We start from the raw sequence: 22,626 nt of genomic DNA, 5'->3' as shown, positions 1-22,626 counted from the left end.
GCGGACGACAGGTTGCTCAGAGCCGAACCCATCCGGAGCTTCGCGGGGACCTTCCGCATCCCCTCCTCGAAGCCCGAGACCCAGCGCGCGATCCTGGCGGGCACCCTGGCCCAGGGCCGCTCCCGCGTGGTCAACGACCTCCGCTGCGCCGAGACCGAGACCATGAAGCGCGCCTGCCGCGCCCTGGGTGCCGAGATCGTCGAGAGCGACGGCCACCTCGACATCACCGGTGTCGGCGGGACGCTGCGGGACCGCGGGCCGATGATGATCCAGTCCGACGGGTCGGGCCTGGTCTTCCGCACCATGACGGCGCTGAGCTCGGTGCTGCGGTCGCCGGTGCTGGTGACCGGCGACGCGACCCTGTGCCGACGGGTGATGTCTCCGCTGCTCGACGCGCTGCACGAGCTCGGCGCCGACATCGACTCCATCTGCGGGGAGGGCACCGCACCCGTCGTCAGCTGGTGCGAACGCCTCGCGGGCGGAGTCTGCCGGCTGCCCGGCGACGTCAGCTCGCAGTTCATCACCGCCATCCTGTTCGCCGCCCCGTTCGCCGAGCGTCCGGTGGAGATCGAGGTGGCCGGCCGGGTCCACTCCAAGTCGTACATCGACCAGACGCTGCACACCCTGCGGCAGGCGGGGATCGAGGTGACCGTCTCCGCCGACCACCGGCGCTTCCGGGTGGAGCCGGGGGCGTACTCGGCCCGGGACACCGCCGTCCACGAGGACTGGACCTCGGCCTCGTACCTGCTCGCGGCCGCCGCGCTCTACCCCGGCCGGACGGTCTTCACCGGGGTCCACGGCAGCACCACCCAGGGCGAGTCGGCGATGATCCCCATCCTGGAGCGCCTCGGGGTGCGGACCACGCTCGACCGCACCACCTCCCGGCTGACGGTCGACACGCCGGCGGACAGTCTGGGCGGCACCTTCGACATCGACGCCACCGACTGCCCCAACATCGTGCCCACGCTCGCGGCGATCGGCGCCTACGTCGACGGCGTGATGCGGGTCACGGGCGCCCGGGTCACGCACTTCCACAAGGCCTCGCGGGTCGAGGCGATGGTCAGCGAGCTGTCCAAGGCGGGCGTCGCGATCAAGCCGCTGTACGAGCGCGGGGTCTGCGACGGGTTCGAGGTCCGCGGCGCGTCGAGCTACCCCGGCGGGGTCACCTTCTCGCACTGGGGCGACCACCGGATCTTCATGTCGCTGTTCGTGGCCGGCCTGCGGATGGAATCGGCCAACCGGTACTCCGGTTCCGAGGAGGTCCGGCTCTCCTTCCCCGGGTTCTTCGAGGAGTTCGCCAAGGCGGGCGTGGTCACGGAGACCGTCGGCGCTGCCGCCGCGGTGCCGGCCGGCACCGCGGGCTGACCGGCGACGGGGTGCGCCGCCGCCCGGTGCGGCGCACCCCGTCGGACCAGGACCGGGCACCGTCCCACTCCACCCGGAAAGGAAACCCGACATGTCCGGACCCGACATGGCCAAGTTCGTGCAGGACTACCGCGAGAACGGTTTCGCGGTGGTGGAACGGCTCTTCGACCCGAGCGAGGTGGCCGAACTCACCGCCGCCGTCACGGAGGTCCTCGACGTCCCCGACCTCGGCTCGGTGGCCGAGGTGGAGCCCGGCAGCCCCGGCCTGGCCCGCCGGATCTGGTCGCCCACCAAGCAGCACGTTGCGTTCGAACGGGCGGCGGCCCACCCGCGTCTGCTCGACCACGTCGAGGCACTCATCGGCCCCGACGTCCTGTTCCACTACAGCAAGCTCCACCTCAAGGCCCCGAAGGTCGGCAGCGAGGTGGACTGGCACCAGGACTTCGCCTACTACCCGCACACCAACACCGACCTGGTGACGGCCCTGGTCTACTTCGACGACGCCTCCGTCGAGAACTCCTGCCTCCAGGCCGTCCCCGGCTCGCACCGGAACGGTCTGGTCAACCATTACGTCGACGGGTACTTCCGCGGCAAGGCGGCGGGTGACGGGGTGCCGGACCCGGCGCTCGCCGTGCCGATCGAGGCGCCCGCCGGGAGCGTGGTCTTCATCCACTGCCTGCTCCTGCACTACTCCTCCCCGAACCGGTCCGACCGGTTCCGCCGCACCTTCCTCCCGGCCTACCGGGCCGCCGACGCCTACCCCGTCCACTTCGGCGCGCACGCCGGCCACAACGAGCCCGGAGTGACCCTGCTGCGCGGTAAGGTCTCCGACACGGCGCGGGTGGAGGCGGGCAGTTGGCGGCTCCCCCTGGCGGAGCGGCCCTTCGGCTCGCTCTTCCAGCTGCAGGAGGGCGCGCACGTCACGGACACCGCCACGACCACCGGGTACGCGACCGTGGAGGAATCGAAGTGACCTCAGCCGCACGGCAGTCGAAGGCAGGGCTGTGGTGAGCACACCGTCCGTCACCCTCGTCGACGCCTGCCTGCGGGGCGACACGGGTGGCAGCCCCACGGCGATCGTCCTTCTCGACGAGCCGCTGTCGGACGAGCAGTGCCGCCGGGTGCCCGTGGAGTGGGGCACCTCCCACGCCGTCCTCCTCCGGTCGGCCCCCTCGGCATCCACCGAGGGGGCAGGCCTGCCGACGGTCGGCCTCCGTTTCTTCACGGCCGAGGAGGAACTCCCCGCCTGCGGCCACGGCACGGTGGCCGCGCTGGCCTTCCTCGCCGCCCGGGCCGGGGCCGGGAAGCCCTACCGGGCCGTACTGCGGACCTCGCAGCGGTCCTTCGACGGCTGGTGCGACCCGGACGGTGACCGGCTGGTCGCCTCCTTCGACCCGGGCCCGGTGGACCTGCGCGAACCGACCGCCGACGAGCGGGCCCTCGTGCTGCCCGCCCTCGGGCTCGGGCCGGACGGCGCGGGGCCGGACGTACGGATCGCCGGAGTGGGTCGGGAGCGGATTCTGGTGCCGGTCGCCGACCGCGCCGCGCTCGCCTCGCTCGCCCCGGATCTCGACCGGCTCCGCGAGGCCTGCGACCGCTTCGGTCTGCTCGGCGCCTACGTCTACTCCACCCCGTCCGCCGACGGCACCCTCGCCGCCCGGATGTTCGCGCCCTCGATCGGCGTGCCGGAGGACATCGCCAACGCCAACAGCACCGCCTGCCTGGCCGCCCACCTGGCCGGCCGCGGCGTCACCGAGATCGCCGTCGACATGGGCGACGCCCTGGGCAGCCCCGCCACCATCACCGCGTCGGCCGCCCCGGGCGGGCCGGGCGCCGTGATCCGCCTCGGCGGCGCCGCGAAGCTCGCGGTCGGCTGACCTGCCGCTCTGCGGCCGGCGACAGCGGCAGCGGGGGGCGCTCACTGTGCGCGCCCACCACCAGCAGGCCCAGGCCGTAGAGCGGCAGGTGGGACCACCCGCGACGTCCGGACCGCCCTCGACGAAGCCGTCGGACAACGCGGCCGGCCCGCCCGGATGCTCTGCGCCCGCTGTCCGGCCACCCTGGGCGACCGTGTACGCCGGGGCACCTACCAGGATGCAGACTCAGCGAGCAGTTGCTCCGTCAGCAGTAGCTCCTCAAAACGTCGATGCCGGGCGGGTGGGGTCCGACAGGGTTCGGAGCCGAACGAGACAGCGGGTTCGGTGTGTCAGCAGGCGGCCCTCCGCGATGAGTTCGACGTGTGGGGGACTACGATCTGATTCACGCAGTCGGCGGGTCTCAGGAACCCATCCCTGGCGATGGGCCCTCCGGTCCGGGGCGTTCGGTGCTGATCACATCAGGCGCCCGGGGTCGGGCCCCGTGCTTGCACGGGGTGGCGGAGGGATACAGCGGACCGCCCGGGAAGGGGCGGTGGAACGCTCAAGGTGAGGCTCGCCGACTGCGTCTCACAAGCGGGAACGAGGCGGCTCGGTGACGACGGCAGACGACTTCGCGGACTTGACCCCGGCGCAGTTTCTCAAGGCGGTGGTCAGCGGCGCGATCTACCCGTACATCGAGCATCGGATCCCCAAGCGCAGTGGTGGGCTGAGGGCCCTGCATGCCCCGGTTCCGAGGTTGTCCGGGATGCAGCAGGAGATCCTTGCCCGGCTGGAAACGCTTCCGGCCGAGTCCCAGCCGCACCCGGCGGCGTTCGCCTACCGAGGTGGTCGCTCGGTCGTGGACTGCGCTGCTGTTCACCTGCGCGCCCACACCGTGATTCGCCTGGACATTGCCGACTTCTTCGGGAGCATCCGGGAACGACACGTCCATGCCGCTCTGAAGGATGCCTGGACTCGTCCGACGGAGCGCGAATACCGGATCGATCTTGTGAGGGACAACGGCCGTCCGGAGATCGGTTTGCGGCGTACGGGCCGCACTCTGGGCACGTACACCATGGTCCGGCTGGTCACGGTGTCGCCACCTGCGCCGAGCGAGACCTGGACGAACCGTGGCACCGGGTATCGCAACGTGTATCTGGAGGCCACCGGACAGAGCTTCGATGTGCGTCGGCCAAGCCTGGTCCACAAGCACACCCGCGAGGGGTTCCTGCCGCAGGGTGCGCCGACAAGCGGGTACCTGTCGAACATCGTCATGCGGGGCGTCGACGCTGTCGTCACCCACCAGGCGGAGTCCTTGGGGCTGCGCTACACCCGCTACAGCGACGACCTGTACTTCTCCAGCCGTGCGCTCGTCCACCACGACGTCGTCGACCGTCTTGTGGCCGGAGTGAAGAAGGCTCTGGAACCGCTGGGCATGAGAATCAACACGAAGAAGACCTATGTCGCCCGCCCCGGCGCACGCCGCAGTGTGCTGGGCATCCTCGTCGACGGCCCTGTTCCCCGCCTGACGCGCGAGTACAAGCGCCGCATCACCAAGCATGTGCGAGGGGCGGCCTCGTTCGGTGTGGAGCAGCATCGCCGGCACCAGAACTTCAAGGATCTGGCGGCGTTGGACGCCCACGTGACCGGGCTGCTGTCGTTTGCGCACATGGTCGAACCTGGCTGGGCGGAAGGGCAACTCACAGACTGGAAGCGGTTGCGCGAGATTCCCCTCAAGGCCGAGGACCCGGAGATCGGGCAGCTCGGGCTCGATCTGCCGTGGGAGGAGGAGGTCGAAGCCTCCCAGGAGAACCTGGCCAAGGCCTCGATCGACGACCTCGTCCGTGGCGCCCAGCGCTATCGTTCGTCATCGGACTACCTGCGGATGCTCGAGTTCGTCGGCCGGTTCAAGCGGTATGCACCCTTCAACGCGATGGTGGTCCACATCCAGAAGCCGGGAGCGCGGTATGTTCTGTCCTCCTCGGAGTGGAAGTCGAAGTACCGGCGGGTGCTCAAGCCCGGCGCCCAGCCGCTGCTGATCTTCCAGCCCCGTGGGCCCTACATGCTCGTGTACGACGTCGGGGACACCGAGGCCCTGCCCGGGGCCCTGCCGCTGCCCAAGGCGATCACGGCCCCGGTGTCGGTGTCCTCCCGAGCCGAGGAGAAGGAGGTGGCCGAGGTCTGGCGTCACACCGAGACGAACCTCGCGCCCCTGGGGATCCGGCTCACCCTGGTCAACCACGGGGCCACCTCCTGCGGGCGTACGTACCGCAGCAGGCAGCACGGACTGGTCGAGCGTCCTGGCAGCAGGCCTGGAGACAGGCCGGAGGCATACCCGATGCTGTTCGAGATCGAGGTCAACCAGAACCTGCCACTGCTGGACCGGTACGCCACGCTTGCCCACGAGCTCGGCCACCTGTTCTGCGGACACCTCGGCGCCGGCCCTGGGGGAACCTGGTCCGACCGGTACGTGAAGCCTTCCTCGGACAAGGAGGCCGAGGAGCTACATGCACGCAACGAGGTCGAGGCCGAGTCCATCGCCTACATGGTTCTCAAGCGTCTGGATCCTGAGGTCCGGATGGGTGACTACATCACCGGACATCTCGGTCCCACCCGGCAGGTTCCTGAGACGGTCGCCCTCAATCTCACATTCAAGGCGGCTGGCCTGATCACCGACATGGGCAAAAAGCGTATCCCCGCCTCCAAGCTTCGGAGGTCAAAGGAGTGATCGGCGCGCCACGGCGTGCGCGTCGGGGCGGGGTAGAAACGTGCGCTCCTGCTGCTCCGCACCGGATCGCACTGACGGCCGCGGGCGTACGCCCCTTCCTCCGGAGTCCAGGGGTCCTCACGTTCGTTCCGAGGGTGGGAGGAACGGGCTGGGCTCCCCGCTCCATGTCACCCGAAGTGCTTCCCGTGCGCGGGTGCAGGCGACGAACAGCAGACAGCGTTCACGCAGCAGGTCGGACTGGTGCTGCAGCGGGTCGGCATCGGCAGGTGTGATTTCCCGGGAGAAAGGTACGGCATCAGCCGACGCGCCGAGAACGGCGACCGCCCGGAACTCCAGCCCCTTCATGAAGTGCATCGTCGCCAGCCGCACTCCGGGATTGCCGGTCATGACCTGTCCCTTGACGCGGGCGATCGGCACCCCAGCCGCTTTCAGCTTCTCCGCGGCCTTGTCCAGGGCCAGGTTGAAGCGGGCGCAGACGCCGATCTCGCCCGGTGCGATGCCGTCCGCGATCCACTGCTGGATCTGTTCGACGAGTGCCGTCACCTCCTGCTGCCGGTTCGGGTAACCGTGCGTCTCCGGCCGACGGCCGTGCAACAGCGAGCGGTAGCCGGCGAGGGAGTCGGTGCCGTCGCCTTCGAGGGAGTCGACCGCAACCGGGGCGAGCAGCCTCGCCGACCAGGCCAGAATCTCTTCGGTGGAACGGTAGTTGACGCGCAGTCGGAAGCTGCGGCCCGAGGTCTGGATGCCGAGGGAGCTGAGTGTGACGCGCGAATCGTAGATGCGCTGGTGCGGGTCGCCGGTGAGGAACAGGTCGTCGGGGCCGGTGGCGACGGCCGCGCGCAGCACCCGCCACTGGGCCGGGTGCAGGTCCTGGGCCTCGTCGACGACGACGTGCTGATGCGTCGGCCCCCGTTGGGAGAGCAGGTCGGCGGCCCGGGCGCAGATGCGCAGGTGGCTGGTCTCGCCGTGGTCGCGCAGGGTCTGTTCGAAGAGCTCGACGCCCTCCCACAGCAGCTTGCGCCGGCCCGGTCCCAACCCGGTCCCCCGCCCGTTGCGGGAGGCTGCGAGGTAGGAGTCGAGGTCGCGCAGGTTCTGGCCCAGTACCACGTGACGGTACTCCTGTGCGAGGAATCTCTCGGTGAACGGCAGGTCGAGCCGCTTGGCGACCCTGCCCCACAGCTGTTGTTGCTCCCGGTCGCCGAGCGGCACCGGTACGCGCGAGTCCTGGCTGCGTACGAATCCGTTGGCGTAGGCGTCGACGGTGGTGACGTCGACCCGTCCGAGCAGTGCCTCCTCGCCGTCGAGGAGCAGGTCGAGGTTGTCGCGCAGGCCGGCGGCGAGCGCGTTGGTGTACGTCGCGAGCAGGATCCGACTGTCGTCGGAGCGGCCCAGTAGATGCTTGACGCGGTGCAGAGCGGCGACCGTCTTGCCTGTGCCCGGACCGCCGGTCACCTGGACCGGGCCGCCGTAGGACGTGCGGAAGGCGACGCGCCGCTGGGACGGGTGCAAGAAGACGCGCCAGGCGGCGAACGGCTTCTCCAGAACCTCCTCCAGCTCCTCCGCCCCGGTGACGATCCGGATGCGTGCCGCGGTGTTCGCGATGACGGTGGCCAGGTCCTCGATCGGCTCGGACGGGGAGCCGGACGGACGGCGCACCGTGACGACGTCCCGGTAGACGTCGTCCGGGGTGAAGCCCTCCGCGAGGTACTGCAGCACTTCCAGCTGGTCCTCCGGGAGCAGCGTGGCGAACGCCTCCAACTGCGCCTTGTCCGAGATGGAGCGCACGGCGCGCAGGACCTGGGCGTCGATGCCGAGTTCGTGCAGCGCCCTGTCGGACACCTTCTCGAAGAGCAACTCGGGTGCTTTGCGGGCGACTTCCTCGTACATCGGGGTCAGCTGGTCGATGGCGACGGCGTTGCGGACCTCCAGGGCGCGGGTGGCGGTGTTCGCGCTGTAGAGCCGCTTGGCGGCCCAGGAGTACGCGTGGTCGTGCGGCAGGACGTTGACCAGCAGAAAGACGTCGCTGCCGTCGTCCGGGGCGAGGACGACACCGCGCCAGAAGCCGGTGATGCGGATGGTCCGCATGCGCGGATCACGGGAGTTCTCCACCGACTCCAGGTGAAGGCCCTTGTCGGCGTTGAGTTCGGCGGCGCTCAGGGCCTGGAACTTGGCCATGGCCTTCCGGACGCCGGCGCGGATCGGCTTCTCCAGGGTGTCGTAGCCGTCCCAGAAGCTGTTGGCGAAAGCGAGTCGGGGCATGATCCCTCTCGGGTCCGAGTGTTGGAGGTGGCGGCGTCGCGGGTCTGCCGTGCGCCGGTGGCCCGTTGTTCGGTGGTCGTCACCGCAGGCGGGTGGGGACTTCTGCCAGCCGGGCGGCGAGGTCGCGGAAGTCCGCGAGGAGCTCGTCCGGGCCGCGGTTCAGATCGAGGGCGTGTTGGTGCAGCCGCACGCCCTGGCCGTGCGGGCCGACGGACCCGCGCACCTCGTGGACGTGTCCGTCCGTCCGCCCTGCGGCGTACACGAGGTGCCCTTCGTCCAGCCCGAGGACAGTGCAGTAGGCGAGCATCTGGTACAGGTCGGCGCTCGGATAGCCTTTGGTCTTCTCCGTCTTGTACTTGGCGTCGACGACGCCGACCGGTGTGCGCCCGTCGGCCGCGTACACGACCAGGTCGGGGCGGATCCGGAGGCGCCCGACGGTGTCAAGGTGGTGCCGGTCCTGCAGACGGGCGGTGAGCCCGTACTCGCGGACGGCCTCGCGCAGCGCGGCGGTGACGAAGTCCTCGAAGAGCGTGTTCATGTCGAACAGGAAGCCGTCCAGCCGGAGTTCGCCGGGCCGGTGCTCCGGCGAGGTCCCGGTCAGGAGAGCCTCGGCCAGCCGGAGAGCCGGCTGGTAGCGGGTGTTGAGGCGCGAGGGCTGCCATGCCGGAAGGGCGTGCCCGCGTACCAGCGGCTCCGCGTCGACGAGGCGCACCCGGTGGTGCGCCAGGCGCCGGCGTACCGGACCCGGCACGCCGGGCAGCCGCAACAGCGTCTCGGCGGCGCCGCGGAGGATCCGGTTCTCCGGGATGTCCGCCGTGTACGCGTCGTAGGAGATCTCCACCGGCGGAGTACGGCCGAAGTGCCGTCGGATCTGCTCCGCCTCGCGGATTCGGCCGCGCAGGACCAGTGCGGACTCCTCCACCCGCCGGTATCCCTGCAGCACGCCCTGTCGCAGCGCCGTGTCGATCTGCCGCTCCACGGCGTGCGCGAGGGCCGGCAGTACGTCCTCGTACGCCCCCGCGTCCACCGTGCCGTCGCGGCCGCTCCGCCAGGCCTTCGCCGGGTCGAGGCTGAAGCCGAGGAGGAAGAACAGCCGGCGCACCGGTGTCTTGGGGGCTATCCGGACCGTGAGCGAGCACCGGGCCTCCGGCACACGGATCCGGACCGCGCCGACGAGACTCCCGGCCCGCAGCAGCCAGTGGCCGTCGCGGTGAGGGTCCGGTACGGCGCTCTCCAGGACACCCGAGGCGGCCAGCGCCCGTCCGGTGGCGGAGTCCAGCGGCACGGAACGGGCGCGGGAGTACTCACGCAGGGCGATGTCCGCGCCGAGAGCGCCCTCGGGGTTCACAGCAGGGACTTCCGCAGTGCTTCCAGCCCGTAGCGGGCCTCGATGTCCTCGCCCTCGCCGTAGTGGTGCTCCTCCATCAGCGGCAGGATCTTCGTCCGCCAGACGCGGCGCAGCCGGTCGTCGGCGTCGATGCCCGGCTTCATCAGGTAGGAGGGCCCTATGGCGAAGTCCGGGTCACCGATCCGTGCGTTGAGGGCATCGAGGAGTCGGGCCGGCTCCGAACCGATCTGCTCGCGCTCCAGCCAGCGGTGCAGCAGGCCGCGGGTGGGCTCGGTGCGCGGGGACAGCTCGACGAAGGCGAAGCGGCGGCGCATGGCAGCGTCGACGAGGGCGATGGAGCGGTCGGCGGTGTTCATGGTGCCGATGACGAAGAGGTTCGGCGGGAGGGCGAAGTCGTCGCCGGAGTAGGTGAGCCGGACGGACTTCCTGCGGTATTCGAGCAGGAAGTAGAGCTCGCCGAAGACCTTGGCGAGGTTGGCGCGGTTGATCTCGTCGATGATCAGGAAGTGCGGGACGTGCCGGTTGCCCTCGCGTGATGCGAGGTCGGCGAGCTCACGCAACGGACCCGCGGTGAGTCGGAAGGCGACGTCGTGGGTCTCCGGGTCCTCGACCGGGCGGAACCCTTCGAAGAAGTCCTCGTAGGCGTAGGACGGGTGGAACTGCACGAGCTTGACCTGCCCGGGCCCGCCGCCGAAGTGCTCGGCGAGCTTCATGGCCAGGTAGGTCTTGCCCGTGCCGGGCGGCCCGTAGAACACCAGTTGCCGTTCCTCCCAAAGGAGTTCGCGGACCTCCTCCAGCCAGCCGGTGCCATCGACGAGCAGTTCGCCGGCCAGGGCTTCGTCGACCGGAGGCAGCGAGAGCTCCTTCGCCTCCTCCGGCGGAAGGTCCACGGGCGCCGAGATCGCCACCGGGGTACGGAGCCGGGCGAGTACGTCCGCGACCGGGGTCAGGTCGACGACGTCGTGCTGGACCGAGAGCTTCTGCTGCACCTCCTCCGGCAGGTTCTCGTACGGAAGGCCCTCCGGCTGCCAGACGGCCTTCCGCCGCAGGTTGGACAGGCCGCCCGGGGAGTCGGTCTGCTCGGCCGGGCCGTCGATCTCCCCGAGGTGGAGCAGGCCGTCGGCGAGGGTGACGACGGTGTCGCCCGGCCGCATCTGGGTCAGGAACGCGTGGATCTCGTCGACCAGGCCGTGCTTCTGGCTGTACGTGGCGGAGCCCTCGTACCCCTCCTCGACGTAGCCGCGCAGGGCGCTCTTGGTCGGGTCCGACTCGTCGAGCGGCGGAAGGTGGGCGCCGGAGAGCGACACGATCCCGTCGGCGAGCCAGAGCCTGCGCACCAGGTTGTGGCCGGAGACGTTGGAGCCGCGCACCAGCCAAGCCTTGTGCGGCACGCGCCAGCTGCCGGGCAGGTAGTCGGAGAGCGGGTGGCCCTCGGCGGTCCGCCAGGTCTCGGGGCCGCCGGCGTTGTAACCGAGCACGACGGTGGCGGCGGCCGAGGGCGAGTTGCACTCGATGTCGCGGTTCGCCGCCCAATAGCCGGGGCGGTCGTCCACGAGTGACCAGTCGGACCGAAGTTCCGCGCGCAGCCGGCGGCCGTAGTCGCCCAGCTTGGGCCAGTCGGTCGCGGCCACCGACGACCCCTCCAGCAGCAGGAACTTGGGCGAGCCGTTGTTGCCGACCTCGTCGAGCAGCCGCCCTCGTGCGACGAGGTCCACGCCAGGCAGCTTGATGCGGAACTCGGGGTGATCCGGGTGGGACATGGCGAGCCTCTCCTGCGTCAGCCTCGTGGCGGGTCACAGCCTACGTGTTGACGGTGTCAATCAACGAGATTCCTGCGCGGGCGCGGTAGTCGATGCCCTGGATGTGAACCTCGACGCCCAGGTTCTGCAGTGCACGCGCGGTGTGCAGAAGGGAGATCTTGGAGACGGTGAAGAGCGAGTCGGGGGTGAGCTCGGCGCCGGTCTTCAGGGCGATGGCGAAGACCACCCGGCGCGGCTCGAAGCGCCCTTCGGGGAACGAGCGGAAGCGCTTCCTGACGGCCGCGACGGTCGCCCGGTTGGCGTCGCTCTCGGCGTGCAGCGCGTCGGCCGACACGTGGCCCTGGACGAAGAGGTGGCTGAGCGGGCCCGAGCTCCTGGCCTGCTTGACGTGCACGAGGGTGCCGTCGGGAGAGACCAGGTCCGCCGCCTCGAAGCCGCGCGGGTGAAGGTTGCAGGTGATCAGCTTCCGGTCGAGGCAGGCCCACCTGAGCTTCCGGGCGGCGAGCTCGTTGTATCCCTGCTCGTGGGCGTCTTTGAGTCCCCACGCCAGGGCTTCGGCCGCCGTCGGCCATGCGGGGAGGCCGTAGTGCGGTGACGCCGCGAACAGCTTGCGCACCTCGGCGTCGACGTACTCCAGGTGGTTCGCGCCGATCTCGTACCACTTGTTCTGATGGCGGACGAAGGTGCTGTTGCCCAGCGGGAACTCCGCCGAGATCCACTTCAGTGCGTCCGTGGCCGGGCCGACGGGCAGGCCGCCGTCCATGTCGGACATCAGCTGGATCCCGACCCTCTTCAGGGCCTCCAACCGCTCCTCGGCGGGACGGCCGTCCAGAAGGCTCTGGAGGCTGTCGAGCGTCACCTCAGGGGTGAGGAACGGCTTCCTGCCGTAGCGGGGGGACACGCGTGCCGACTGGCTCTCCGCCATGACGTCGAGCAGTGCGGACGGGGGTGCGAGAGCGACGCGCCCCGAGTCCGCGGAGCTGTGCAGCGCCTCGGCGAGCCGTCCGTCGAGGACCTTGATACGGGGATCGGTCCTGGCGAGATGGCGGACGTAGGAGATCCGCTCGAAGCCGGAGTCGGGCTCCCGGTCGAGCCGGGCGCCGATCGCCCGAAGGTCCGAGACGAGGTGCGGACCGTCGAGTGCGAGGTGCACGTTCAGGGAGTCGGAGCCGAGGACGCGCGGGCGGGCCTTCCTGATCCGGGGATTCCGCTCGGCGCTGAGGCCGATCTCCATGGCCCGGCCGACGACGCGGGTGCAGATCTCGCCGTATTCGTCGAGGTCGAAGGTCCGGATGTGCTGTCCGCGCGCGGTGGAGCTGCGGTCGGTGTACGCGCGGGAGTCCATCCGGGTGTGCGTCAGCTCGCTGACGGTGCTGGGGTCGACCGTGCGCAGCGCGAAGTCCAGCCCGAAGGACGGCGTGATGTACACGGACTCCAGCAGGAGGTGGCCGGACCCGAAGCAGACCGCGAAGACCCGGTCGTCCACGGGCAGGAGGACGGCGGCCGCCGCGAGGTGGTTCGTGAGGTCGACGGACTCGCTGACGAGCCGGATCAGGTCTTCCTGCCAGGGGGGCTTCCTTCCCACGCCGATGACGCCGTACGACGCGACGCCGGGGATGCCGGCGATGGTGATGCCCTTGACCTGGAACCCCTGCTGCTTCTCGTAGTCGGCACGGAGGGCCTTGCGCAGTTCGGTGGGCGACGAGCCGATGCCCTGGAGCAGGTAGACGGTCGTCGGCCGGGTCTCGGGGAGGGTGTCGAGGTCGAGGTCGAAGGTGAGCTGGGCGTGCACGGGAACCGCCGATCGCTGGTCGGGTGGCGAAGTGTTAATCAGAGTAGCAGTGAACTCTGTTGGCAATGTTAACAAGCCAACCGCGGCTCTGCTGTGAATTCCCCGTCTCCCCCAGTCGCCCTCGCGGCAGCAAGAAGCCCCTGCTCGATCGAGCAGGGGCTTCTTCGTTCAGGCCGTCAGACCTCGCCGAACTCGCCGGCCTGGACGGCGGCGACGAAGGCCGCGAACGAGGCGGCCGGGAAGACGAGGGCAGGGCCCTGCGGGTCCTTGGAGTCACGGACGGGGACGACGCCGGGGAAGTCGCCGGACACCTCGACGCACTGCCCCTGCTGGGCGCTGTAGCTGCTCTTGCGCCATGTGGCGCCGGTCAGGTCATCCACTGTCGAATCCTTTCCGCACCTCGCGAATGAAGTCGATCGAGGCTGCTCGGGGCAGCGCCTCGACTTGAAGTTGATCGTACTCACCGGCCCACTCGGCCAGCGTGTCTGGCTCGCGCTCCAGAAAGCCGCGCTTCTGTGTCTCGCCGTACCCCACCATGACTCCTCTGGGCAGGGTCAGCAACGTAATTGGGTGGGCGAAGGGGCGGTCCTCGCCGAGCGAGAACGGGCTGACCTGGAGGATGATCCGCGGCTGCGCGGCCATGCCTTCCAGATGGCGCAGCTGTTCCCTCATCACCTCTCGGCCGCCGACGACCCGGCGGAGACACCCCTCATCTATGACCATGTGAAGCCGAGGTGCTCTCGCGGCCATGTGCTCCTGCCGTCGAAGCAGCAGTGCCGTCCTCTCGTTGGCCTGCTGCTGGGTTGAGGCGCCACGCCGGACGAGCGCTTCCTGGTATGCGCGCGCATAGGCGGGGGTCTGGAGTAGCCCAGGAATGATATTGATCTCGAACAGGCGGAGCGCCACGGCGTCGGCCTCGCTGCGCAGGTACTCGGAGAACCCTTCGAACAGGGTGCTCGCCGTTGCCCTCCGCCACTCGCGCTCGAATCGCCCTGGGGACTCGAACACCTCGTCAAGTCTTCTCACGAAAGCTTGGGTTGGAGGCTTGCGGCCAGTTTCTACAGCTGAGACATGGACTGCGGAGTACTCGGTAAGGGTGGCCAGATGGGCTTGTGTCCAGCCTCTGGCGTCGCGTGACGTGCGCAACTTGGCACCGAAGTCCGCCAAGGGCGATGCCTCGGGATCAAGTTCCTTGCGATTCAAGGTGCGTTCACAACCCTTCCTTCCGGGCTGAAACGTTGAAGGTATCGCCGACTGTACGCCACAGTGAGTCGCCCCGGGTAGCGAACGGACTACAGAACAGAAGGGAGCGGCCGTCATGCCGAGAAGGAAGTCGACCCCCGCCTGCCGGCCCCGAATCGGTGAGATCGTCCGCGACTTGGCCAAGCGGGGGGCCAGCGGCGGGCCGGCCGAGGGCGTCTACATGGACTGCCTGGCCGGGCTCTACTACCTCCGCTCCGAGCGCGGTGGCTGCGAGTGGACCACCAGGCCCGAGAACGTTCAGCAGCTGGAGGTCCCCCGCTTCATCGCCGTGCAGCACCCGAGCCGACCGCGTTCGGCGGGATCGGTCGGAGAGGTCGCGTGAAGCCCCGACTCGGCGTCATGGCAACGCTGTTGTACGGCATGGTCGTGGCGCTCAGTACGCTCGCCGCCCTCGCGGTCGGCTGGCCGATCCGGAGCGGGCCCATCGGTCCGTGGCTGCTGGTCGTCGGCCTCGTCTTCGCGGCCAGAGTGATCGGCGCACCCCGGTCCCCGGCGGCGTGGCTCCGTCGCCGGGGCGGCGACGACGCCTGACTCCGTATTCCTCTCCGCAAGCTGCGCACCACTCAACCCTCTTGGAGACACCACGATGTTCTCGCTGCCCAGGATCCTGACCGACCCGCCGGGTCGCCGCCTCGGTCACCAGGCCCTCATCCTCAACCGGCACGGTGCCGTCCTCCTGATCGGCACCACCTACAAGGAAGGCCTGCTGCTCCCCGGCGGCAGCGCCGAACGCAACGAACTCCCGCACCTCGCCGCCCGGCGGCACGTCGAGACGAGACGGGCCTCGTCCTGCCGCTCGCCCGCGTCCTGGCCGTGGACTACGTGACCATGCAGCTCCTGCCCGAGGGCATGAACCTCGTCTACTGGGGCGGCAGACTCGTGCCGACCCAGGAGGAGATCGTCAGGCGCCACCGCCCACCGGCGGAGATCGTCGAACTCCGCTGGGTCCAGCGCGCCGCACTCGCCGACATTATGGAGGCCGACCAGCACCGCCGGGTGGAACAGGCGTTCGCGGCCCTCAGTCGGGGCGCCCACCTGCCCATGCTCCTCCGGGGCGTCCCGGCGGCATAGACGCGGAACTCACCTGCCCGCCTGGCGCACAGCGCCAGGCGGGCAGAGCCGACTACTCGCCGGCCGCAGGGTGGCGGGGTCCCTGCCCCGGCGGCGGGTTGAGCGTGGACCGATAGGTGCCGGACTCACCCTCGATCAGCGGGTTCTCCAGAGTCAGCCCGGCGGCGGCCATCCGGTCGTACTCGGCGAGGATGAGCTCCTTGGTGCGGTAGGTGCCGTGCGCCTTGAGGTCGTTGGTGCGGGTGACGTTGAAGGTATCCATGATGTACGCCGTGTCGTCGCGCGAGATGCCGTAGAGGTGGAAGAACAGCGCGTCGAGTTCGGCGCGGATCACCGCTCGACGTTCGGGGTCCCAGCGGAACGGCGTACCTGTGTCGCCGACGTCGATGGCGAAGGGCGCCATGTCGTATGCGGTGTAGGTGAGTTCGATGAACCTGGAAATGATGCTGTCCGCGTGGGGAAGTAGTTGGGCCGGCGTCGGGATCGGCATCTGTTCAACGTAGGTGTAGGTGAGGTGTGTGCCCCCGATCTTTTGGCGAACTGCGTAGTCACATGCCATCGAGGACAGGGCTGCTGCGAGGACCGGCGAGTTGCTCGGCGAGGCCGGAAGAGCGAGTGGGAACGGGTGCCCGAAGCCATGGGCCGGAGCAACGGCCGCGATCATCGTTCGCTCGTCGCTCGCTCGGCCGATGTCGCGCCAGCCGAGTAGCCAGCCGTGGTCCCAGCCCTTGGCGGTGAGACGGGAGGCCACGCCGGCCTCCTTGGCCTCCACGCCGTTTTTGTCGTAGCGACCAGTCGGAACATCCTGTTCAGGCACCCAGTAGCGCGGCATGGGAACTGCTGACGCATCCTGGTGCTTTTCCAGTGTGAAGCGTGGCAGGGTGCGTTCGTTGAGCTGCTTTACGGTGGCGTTTTCGTATGTCGAGAAGCGGTGGTCGTAGTGGTGGAGCATCTTCGCCTCGTACAGCGGGAGCAGCCGCTCCGTGCCGCGCACGAGGACGTTGCCGTCCAGGGCCCATCCGTCCTTGAGGAGGTCGTCGAACGTCTCCCCTGCTTCGGCGTTGGGTCGGAAAAGGCCTGAGTCGTTCGCCATGTCAAGCATGCGCATGAATGAGATCCCCCAGGGGTTCCCATCCTCTCGGCCTTCGTGGACGAGGACCGGGATGCGGCGGTAGATGCCGAGGGCGATCTCCGCGTCGCGGCGGCTGCTGAACGTGGGGCAGGTTCCCGTGTTGGGGTTCATCTGCAGGATGTCGCGAGAGGTCAGGGTGTAGGCGCGGCCGGGAATCTGGGCGGCTTGGCGGACCTTGAAGACCAAGGAGATGGGGGTGTCTGGTGACCCTTGGCCGCGAAGGGTGAGAAGGCAGAATCGAACGTAGTCCTTGACGGCGGCGAAGAGTTTCTCCTCGTTTCCGAACTCGTACAGACTGGCCAAGGATCCGTGGTCCAGAAGATCTCTGAAGAAGTACTGCGTCGTCGCGTCCGTCGCGATCCCGGTAGGGACGATCACGCCCGTCCGCCCCCGGGGTCCTGTCAATATGCGGTCGGTCTCCGTGAAGACCGCATAGGTGTTGATGTCGCCGCGGCCCGTGAGCGGGAAGCGGTTGCTGGCCCGCAGGAAGTGACTCTCACCTTCCGCCCGGCGCTTGGCGTCCTCGAATTCGGCGTAGAGGTGCGCACGGTCGGGGTCGTCGCGCAGGGCGGCGATCAGGCTCTTGCGGGCCGCCGCGTTCTTGGCGTTGGCGATCGCGGGGTCGCGCTGGGCGAAGAACTCCTGCTCCTGGAGCTTGACGCGCTCCCACGGCGGGTTACCGACCACCGCGTCGAAGCCGCCGACCCACCCCGTGCCGGGCTGGATACCGGTGCCCGACTCGGGGACGGAGAAGACCTCAGGGAACTCCAGGTGCCAGTGGAAGAAGCGGTACTGGTTGCGGAGGCGGATGATCGCGGCGTGGGTGGCGTCCGGGACCGCCGACTGGTTGCGGCTCCGGAGGGAACGGAAGAGTTGGTCGACGGGCGCCTCGGGCGCGCCGACGTGCTTGGGCCAGACGAACGCGGCGCACCAGGCATCGGCGGCGTGCAGGTCCTGGACGTACGACTCCGACTCGACGTACTCGTAGTAAGCGTGTTCCTGTGCTCGTACCTGTTCCAGGATGTCGGCCGGCGCGGCTGTGATCCCGGCGAGTATGGCGGCGTACCGGTCGTTGCCGGGTAGTGCGTCCGTGTCGAATAGGAGTTCGTCCGCTCCTCCGCGCTGGGCCTTGTTTCGCTTGACGAGGCCGGCCGCGTACTTCTTGTCGTCACCCTCGATCGCCTTGAACGCGTCCTCGGGGATGCCGCCGGCCAGCAGCTTGGGTGTTGCGCCGATCAGGCCGTTGCCGTGCTTCACGTGCGCGTCGAGGAAGCCGAGCGGCTTGCCGGGCTCCAGGGCCTCCAGCCACAGCGACACCTTGGTCAGTTCGACGGCCATCGGGTTGAGGTCGACGCCGTAGATGCAGCGCGCGATCACCTCGTGCAGCGCGTGCCGCATGGCGTCTGTTGTCGGTTCGGGGTTGCGTTCGCGGACCGCCGCGACCCGTTTGGCGATCCGCCGCGCCGCCGCGACGAGGAAGTGCCCGGAACCGCATGCGGGGTCGCAGACCGTCAGAGCCAGCAGTTCGGCGACGATGCTCTCAGCCGCGTCCGGCTGCTTCTCCGCCGCCGCGCGCTGCTCACCGCGCTTCACGGCGTCGTCTATCACCGGGTCGAGTGTGGTGTCGAGGAGGCACTCGATGAGGGATGAAGGGGTGTAGTAACTCCCGGTAGTTTTCCGGCTGTTGCCCGCCACCTCGACCAACTCGAAGCTGCGGTCGGCCGCCGAGTGCTTCGGCTCCAGCTCCAGCAGCGACTCGTAGACCGACCCCAGCTCCTCCGCGTCCAGGTGTCGGTAGTCCACTGCCCGCCACCGCCGGGCACCGGGGTCCCGTACCTGGGCGAGGTGGCGCACCGCCGTGAGCAAGGCCTCGTTGGAGAGCTTGAGCCCGTCGAGCGGTGCGTCGGCGTCCTTGTGGGAGAAGAGGCCGCCGAGCCCGGGCAGCCCGAGCTCGGGCCGACCGTCCGGCTCGCCGAGCGCGTCGAGGACGATCCGCAGCGCCTCGTACAGGTCGCCGTGCGCGGTGCCCTGACGCCGACGAGCCTGGGAGCGCAACCGTGCTGAGGAGAAGTACTTCTCGTACGTCCCGCGCTGCTGCTCGGTCGCATCAGGGTGGACCAGAGCGTCGCGGTCCTCGGCCACGAAGACGAACAGCAGCCGGTAGACGAGCCGGAGCAGGGCCGCCTGGAGCGCCTTTGGCTGGACGTCGTCGCGCAGCGCGCTGTTGGCGGGGTGGCGCAGGAAGCCGGTGCCCAACACAGTGAGCGCATTCTGCACGCCGAGGCGCAGCTGGTCGAGCGCACGAGCACCCGAACTGACCGCCTCGGCACGCCACTTCTCCAGCCAGCAGGCGGATGCCGGGGAGCCCTCCGCCACAGTGAACCGTGACGCGTGCAGCACGCAGTACAGCAGCACGAACTCGCTGAACAGCTCGCCGTCGAACAGCGCCTCCAGGTCGAACTCGACGTACGCAGCCGTGGCGAACGACGACGAGTCGCGCAGCAGCCGCAGCCGGCGGCCGTTGGTCAGCAGCGCCCACTGGTGGGCTTCGGTGCGGTTGAGGCAGTCCTGGAGCATCGACTGCGCCGGCATCTGCCCGGCCGCGGCCCGCTTGTCGAGTTCCTGGTTCCACGGGATCTGGTGGATCAGCGCCGGGCCGTGGCGGTGGCTGACCGGGAAGCGGTGACCGGGGTCGGCGTCGGCGGCGATTCCTGCCGCCCCGACCGGCGCCAGTGCCCCGAAGTCGAGCTTGCGGAACAGCTGCGCCAGCCAGTCCGTGCCCGCCCGTCCGGTCGGGTCGGCGGCCGGTGCGCCCGTGACCGGGTCGGACGGGAGGGCCGCGCGCAGCTCACGCCAGAGCGGCTTCAGGTACTCCCAGGCCCGTTCGGCCTCGTCCCGTACGGGCACGGAGGCCGGCAGTCCGTAGTCGGCGGGCTTGGTGCCCGGCAGGTTCCTGGCTTCCGCGATGCGCAGCAGCATGTCGGTGGGCAGCAGGCCGCCGACGGTGGTGACGGCGGTGAAGACCTGGGCGGTGCGGGTGGCAACGGACATCAGGCGACGGCTCCTGCGGACGGGACGGCGGCGGGCGCGGGGGTGGCGGGCAGGTAGACGTACGCGCCGAGGATGTCGGCGTCCTCCTGCGGGACGACCTTCAGGCCCAAGACGATCTCCTTGCCTGCCCTGCGGACCCGCCGGTGGGAGGCGTCGAGTTCGGCGGCGAGGCGTTTGCCGTACTCCTTCAGGTGATCCGTCAGTTCGTCCTTGCCGTCCAGGGTCCGGACGATCTGGTTGCGGGCCAGCTGCGGGTTGGTGTTGTCCGAGGCGCGTGCCGCCAGCAACTCGGCCGCGGCTTCGTCGTCGAGCCAGCGGGCCCGGGCCGGCATGCCCTCGAAGGCGAGCAGCCGTGCGTCCTCGGCGACCACCTGCTTCTCCCCGGTGCGCGACGGCAGGGTGAGGTGGAACCGGTACCGGACGAGCAGCAGCGTGGTGCGGACGGTCACCGCATCCGTGGTGAGCACGCCGCAGCGGCGGGCGGGCCGTGGACCGGGGGTGTTCGCGTCGAGGGCGGAGTCGAGGACGTAGGAGGCGAGCGCTCCGACGGCAGGGTCGGTGCGGACGAGAGCCGCCTCGCCCCGGGCGATCGCCGGGTCGGTGCGGAACGGGATCTGGCGGTCCTCCTCGACGATGCGCCCGCCGAGGGTGGCCGCGAGCGCGTCGCGCAGCCCCGCGGGGGTACCGCCGACCTGCGCGGTGAAGTCGCCGGTGCCGTCCCGGGGGTCGCGGACCAGGGCGTCCAGCCCGTGCAGTGCGGCGAGCGTGAAGTCGCGGACCTCCTCCGCCCCACCCAGGGCCGCCCGGACGGCGGCCACCTCGCGGGCGACCTCTTCGGGGTGGATGGACCGCTGGGCGTACTTGGAGCGGGAGGTCTTCTCGCGTTCGGCGGCCGAGTTCCACTCCCGTTCCGCCTTGTCGAAGGACTGCTGGGCGGCGGGCATGTCGAACAGGCTGTCCTGGACGCCCTGCCGGCCGTGGAGCAGCAGCCACTCGACGATGGCGTCGGTGACGCCGGACGCGGTCTCGTCGGGCACCGACACGGAGATGCCGAGGTCCTTCTGGATCTGCCGGTGCTTGGCGAACAGGACCTCCAGCACCTTGCCGTCGATGCCGTTGTCCTCGCCGAACATGGTGATGACACGGACCTGGTCGCGCTTCTGCCCGTACCGGTCGACGCGGCCTTCGCGCTGGTCGTGGCGGGTCGGGTTCCAGGCCAGGTCGTAGTGGACGACGGCGTCGAAGTGGTGCTGGAGGTTGACGCCCTCCGAGAGGCAGTCGGTGGCGATGAGCACGCGGCGGGCGGCCGTGTCGTCGGCGCCCTCGGCGGCGAGTTCCTCGATGCGCTCCAGCCGCTGCTGCGGGGAGATGGTGCCGGTGACGGCGGCGACCTTCGCCTTGCGGCCGAGGGCTCCGGTCAGTTCCTCGGCGAGGTATTCGGCGGTGGGGATGTAACGGCAGAAGACGATCGGGTGGTAGCCGTCAGCGAGGAGTGACTTGAGGTGCTTGACCAGCGCCTTCAGCTTCGCGTCGTGCTGCGTGCCCTCCAGGGCCTGCGCCCGCTCGGCCAGCTCCAGCAGCCGGGCGCCGGCGTCCTCGGTCTCGCCGGCGCCGGGGGCGACGTCCAGGCCTTCGAGGGTGTCGCTGTCCGCGGCGTCGGTGTTCAGCGGCGCGCCCAGCACGTCCGCCTCCTGGGCGGTCCGGGCCGTGGCGGAGGCCGAGCGGGTCCGCAGGGACTGGGCGGCGGCCCGCGGTGAGGAGACCATCGAGCGCAGCAGCGCGATCACCGACCACCAGGCGATCCGCGCCTCGCGCTTGCCCTCGTCGCCGGCGGCCCGGACGCGGTCGCCCGCGTAGGCGATCGCGTCGTCGAGCAGTGCCCGGTAGCCGGGGGCGAGCTTGTACGGCTCGTCCTTGGTCCAGCGGTCGGAGGGGAAGGCGGTGCGCTCGGCGAGCGAGTCGTCGGCGAGGCCGTCCTCCTTGGTGAGGTAGCTGCGGACGTCCGCGCGCTTGCGGGCGATGAAGTGCTCGGCGAGCCGGGCCCGGCCGGCCGGGTTGTCCAGGTCCAGCTCGGCCAGCTCGGGCTTGACCAGGCCGAGCAGGTTGCGGAACGCGGACTCCTTGCCGGAGTGCGGGGTCGCGGTGAGCAGCAGCAGGTGCCGCTCGGGGTCGGCGGCCACCCGCCGGAGCAGCTCGTAACGGAGCTGGTTGGCGCCGGACTTGGGGCCGGCGTGGGCGTCGTCGGCGGCGACGCATGTGTGTGCCTCGTCGACGATGACCAGGTCGGGGCAGTGGCGGACGAAGTCCTCGCGGTGGCGGGTGGACTTGATGAAGTCGGTCGAGATGATCGTGTAGGGGTGCTTCTTGAAGAGCGACTGGCCGAGCTCCAGATCGCGCTCCAGCCGGGAGACGGTGGAGGAGAGCACCAGTTCGGCGTCGATGCCGAACTTCTCCCGCAGCTCGCCCTGCCACTGCTCGGCCAGTGCCGGGGAGCACAGCACGGCCAGCCGGCTCGCCTCGCCCTGGGCCAGCAGTTCCTTGGCAATGAGGCCGGCCTCGATGGTCTTGCCGATGCCGACGTCGTCCGAGACCAGCAGCCGGACGGTGCGCTGGCGCAGCGCCATGAGCAGTGGCACCAGCTGGTAGGCGCGCGGCTCGACCGCGATGGAGGCGAGCGAGCGGAACGGCCCGGCGCCGGACCGGAAGCCGATGCGCAGCGCGGTGCGCAGCAGCCCGGCGGCGTACTGGTCGCCCAGGTCGTCCGGGCCGGGGTCGGCGAACACGGCCTGCTCGACGTCCTCGAAGGCCGGGAAGACGGCGGCGATGTCGTCGTCGCTGCCGCCCAGTGGGCGCAGGACGAGCAGATCGGCGGCGCTCTCGGGCAGTACCACCCATTCCCGGCCGCGGGCGGTCACCAGCGAGCCGGCCGTGTACGTGGGGCTCATGAAGTGTCTCGGTTCCTTAGGTGTCTTCGACCAGTGTCTTTGACGCCGGGGTCGCC

16 protein-coding genes are annotated in these 22,626 nt (G+C 69.8%); 8 read left to right on the top strand and 8 right to left on the bottom strand.

All coding sequences use genetic code 11. The features are described from left to right. Positions 1–12: 12 nt before the first annotated feature. From aroA to OG689_RS12380, 4 genes are all read left to right on the top strand, one after another. Positions 13–1,365 carry a 3-phosphoshikimate 1-carboxyvinyltransferase gene (aroA, locus tag OG689_RS12395; protein ID WP_266320147.1) on the top strand — a complete coding sequence of 451 codons (1,353 nt, stop codon included), beginning with the start codon at positions 13–15 and terminating at the stop codon, positions 1,363–1,365. A 91-nt stretch (positions 1,366–1,456) separates the two neighbouring features. After that, complete coding sequence (locus OG689_RS12390) at positions 1,457–2,338, top strand: phytanoyl-CoA dioxygenase family protein (protein WP_266320146.1); 882 nt, start codon at positions 1,457–1,459, stop codon at positions 2,336–2,338. Positions 2,339–2,372: 34 nt separating this feature from the next. Then, positions 2,373–3,242, top strand: coding sequence for a PhzF family phenazine biosynthesis isomerase (locus OG689_RS12385; RefSeq protein ID WP_266320144.1), 870 nt, complete (start codon positions 2,373–2,375; stop codon positions 3,240–3,242). Positions 3,243–3,834: 592 nt separating this feature from the next. Next, a complete protein-coding gene (locus tag OG689_RS12380) occupies positions 3,835–5,949 on the top strand; it encodes an RNA-directed DNA polymerase (protein ID WP_266320143.1) in 2,115 nt (704 codons plus the stop codon). 117 nt (positions 5,950–6,066) lie between these two features. On the opposite strand, the gene OG689_RS12375 is transcribed toward OG689_RS12380, so the two are convergent. The 6 genes from OG689_RS12375 to OG689_RS12350 all read right to left on the bottom strand — a co-directional run bounded on the left by OG689_RS12375 (position 6,067) and on the right by OG689_RS12350 (position 14,311). Beyond that, positions 6,067–8,208: a UvrD-helicase domain-containing protein gene (locus OG689_RS12375; protein ID WP_266320141.1), complete on the bottom strand. Its 2,142-nt coding sequence runs from the start codon at positions 8,206–8,208 to the stop codon at positions 6,067–6,069. 79 nt (positions 8,209–8,287) lie between these two features. Beyond that, positions 8,288–9,556, bottom strand: coding sequence for a restriction endonuclease (locus OG689_RS12370; protein ID WP_266320140.1), 1,269 nt, complete (start codon positions 9,554–9,556; stop codon positions 8,288–8,290). After that, the gene (locus tag OG689_RS12365) at positions 9,553–11,316 is read right to left on the bottom strand and encodes a DUF4357 domain-containing protein (RefSeq protein ID WP_266320139.1); all 1,764 of its coding nucleotides are present in this window, start codon (positions 11,314–11,316) and stop codon (positions 9,553–9,555) included. Before OG689_RS12365 ends, OG689_RS12370 begins: the two co-directional genes overlap by 4 nt. Before the next feature lie 40 nt (positions 11,317–11,356). Next, complete coding sequence (locus tag OG689_RS12360; RefSeq protein WP_266320137.1) at positions 11,357–13,108, bottom strand: DUF6119 family protein; 1,752 nt, start codon at positions 13,106–13,108, stop codon at positions 11,357–11,359. A 176-nt stretch (positions 13,109–13,284) separates the two neighbouring features. Continuing rightward, positions 13,285–13,488 (bottom strand): DUF397 domain-containing protein, encoded by a 204-nt coding sequence (locus OG689_RS12355; protein WP_266320136.1) that lies wholly within the window; start codon positions 13,486–13,488, stop codon positions 13,285–13,287. After that, the gene (locus tag OG689_RS12350; RefSeq protein ID WP_266320135.1) at positions 13,481–14,311 is read right to left on the bottom strand and encodes a helix-turn-helix transcriptional regulator; all 831 of its coding nucleotides are present in this window, start codon (positions 14,309–14,311) and stop codon (positions 13,481–13,483) included. Before OG689_RS12350 ends, OG689_RS12355 begins: the two co-directional genes overlap by 8 nt. Before the next feature lie 115 nt (positions 14,312–14,426). On the opposite strand from OG689_RS12350, the gene OG689_RS12345 reads away from it, so the two are divergent. The 4 genes from OG689_RS12345 to OG689_RS12330 are packed head-to-tail and all read left to right on the top strand — an operon-like array spanning position 14,427 to position 15,442. After that, the gene (locus OG689_RS12345) at positions 14,427–14,693 is read left to right on the top strand and encodes a hypothetical protein (protein WP_266320133.1); all 267 of its coding nucleotides are present in this window, start codon (positions 14,427–14,429) and stop codon (positions 14,691–14,693) included. A 17-nt stretch (positions 14,694–14,710) separates the two neighbouring features. Beyond that, positions 14,711–14,902 (top strand): hypothetical protein, encoded by a 192-nt coding sequence (locus OG689_RS12340; protein ID WP_266320132.1) that lies wholly within the window; start codon positions 14,711–14,713, stop codon positions 14,900–14,902. 55 nt (positions 14,903–14,957) lie between these two features. Further along, positions 14,958–15,197: a hypothetical protein gene (locus tag OG689_RS12335; RefSeq protein WP_266320130.1), complete on the top strand. Its 240-nt coding sequence runs from the start codon at positions 14,958–14,960 to the stop codon at positions 15,195–15,197. Further along, positions 15,185–15,442 carry a hypothetical protein gene (locus tag OG689_RS12330; RefSeq protein WP_266320129.1) on the top strand — a complete coding sequence of 86 codons (258 nt, stop codon included), beginning with the start codon at positions 15,185–15,187 and terminating at the stop codon, positions 15,440–15,442. Before OG689_RS12335 ends, OG689_RS12330 begins: the two co-directional genes overlap by 13 nt. A gap of 52 nt (positions 15,443–15,494) precedes the next feature. Here the strand turns inward: OG689_RS12330 and OG689_RS12325 are convergent, their stop codons facing one another. Together OG689_RS12325 and OG689_RS12320 are read right to left on the bottom strand one after the other, a co-directional pair. Next, positions 15,495–19,625 (bottom strand): DNA methyltransferase, encoded by a 4,131-nt coding sequence (locus tag OG689_RS12325; RefSeq protein WP_266320127.1) that lies wholly within the window; start codon positions 19,623–19,625, stop codon positions 15,495–15,497. Next, positions 19,625–22,570, bottom strand: a complete 2,946-nt coding sequence (locus OG689_RS12320; RefSeq protein WP_266320125.1) for a DEAD/DEAH box helicase — start codon at positions 22,568–22,570, stop codon at positions 19,625–19,627. The genes OG689_RS12325 and OG689_RS12320 overlap by 1 nt, the downstream gene beginning before the upstream one ends. Positions 22,571–22,626 lie beyond the last annotated feature (56 nt).

The organism is Kitasatospora sp. NBC_00240 (assembly GCF_026342405.1).
GTDB lineage: Bacteria > Actinomycetota > Actinomycetes > Streptomycetales > Streptomycetaceae > Kitasatospora.
The sequence above is the reverse complement of the archived record's forward strand: the minus strand, read 5'-3'. Positions and strand labels throughout refer to the sequence as shown.

Bases quoted from the DNA above. Each gene is read 5' to 3' on its own strand.
- OG689_RS12335 (WP_266320130.1), top strand. From the start codon at position 14,958: ATGTTCTCGCTGCCCAGGATCCTGACCGACCCGCCGGGTCGCCGCCTC.
- OG689_RS12365 (WP_266320139.1), bottom strand. From the start codon at position 11,316: ATGTCCCACCCGGATCACCCCGAGTTCCGCATCAAGCTGCCTGGCGTG.
- OG689_RS12375 (WP_266320141.1), bottom strand. From the start codon at position 8,208: ATGCCCCGACTCGCTTTCGCCAACAGCTTCTGGGACGGCTACGACACC.
- OG689_RS12320 (WP_266320125.1), bottom strand. From the start codon at position 22,570: ATGAGCCCCACGTACACGGCCGGCTCGCTGGTGACCGCCCGCGGCCGG.
- OG689_RS12325 (WP_266320127.1), bottom strand. From the start codon at position 19,625: ATGTCCGTTGCCACCCGCACCGCCCAGGTCTTCACCGCCGTCACCACC.
- OG689_RS12345 (WP_266320133.1), top strand. From the start codon at position 14,427: ATGCCGAGAAGGAAGTCGACCCCCGCCTGCCGGCCCCGAATCGGTGAG.
- OG689_RS12340 (WP_266320132.1), top strand. From the start codon at position 14,711: ATGGCAACGCTGTTGTACGGCATGGTCGTGGCGCTCAGTACGCTCGCC.
- OG689_RS12390 (WP_266320146.1), top strand. From the start codon at position 1,457: ATGTCCGGACCCGACATGGCCAAGTTCGTGCAGGACTACCGCGAGAAC.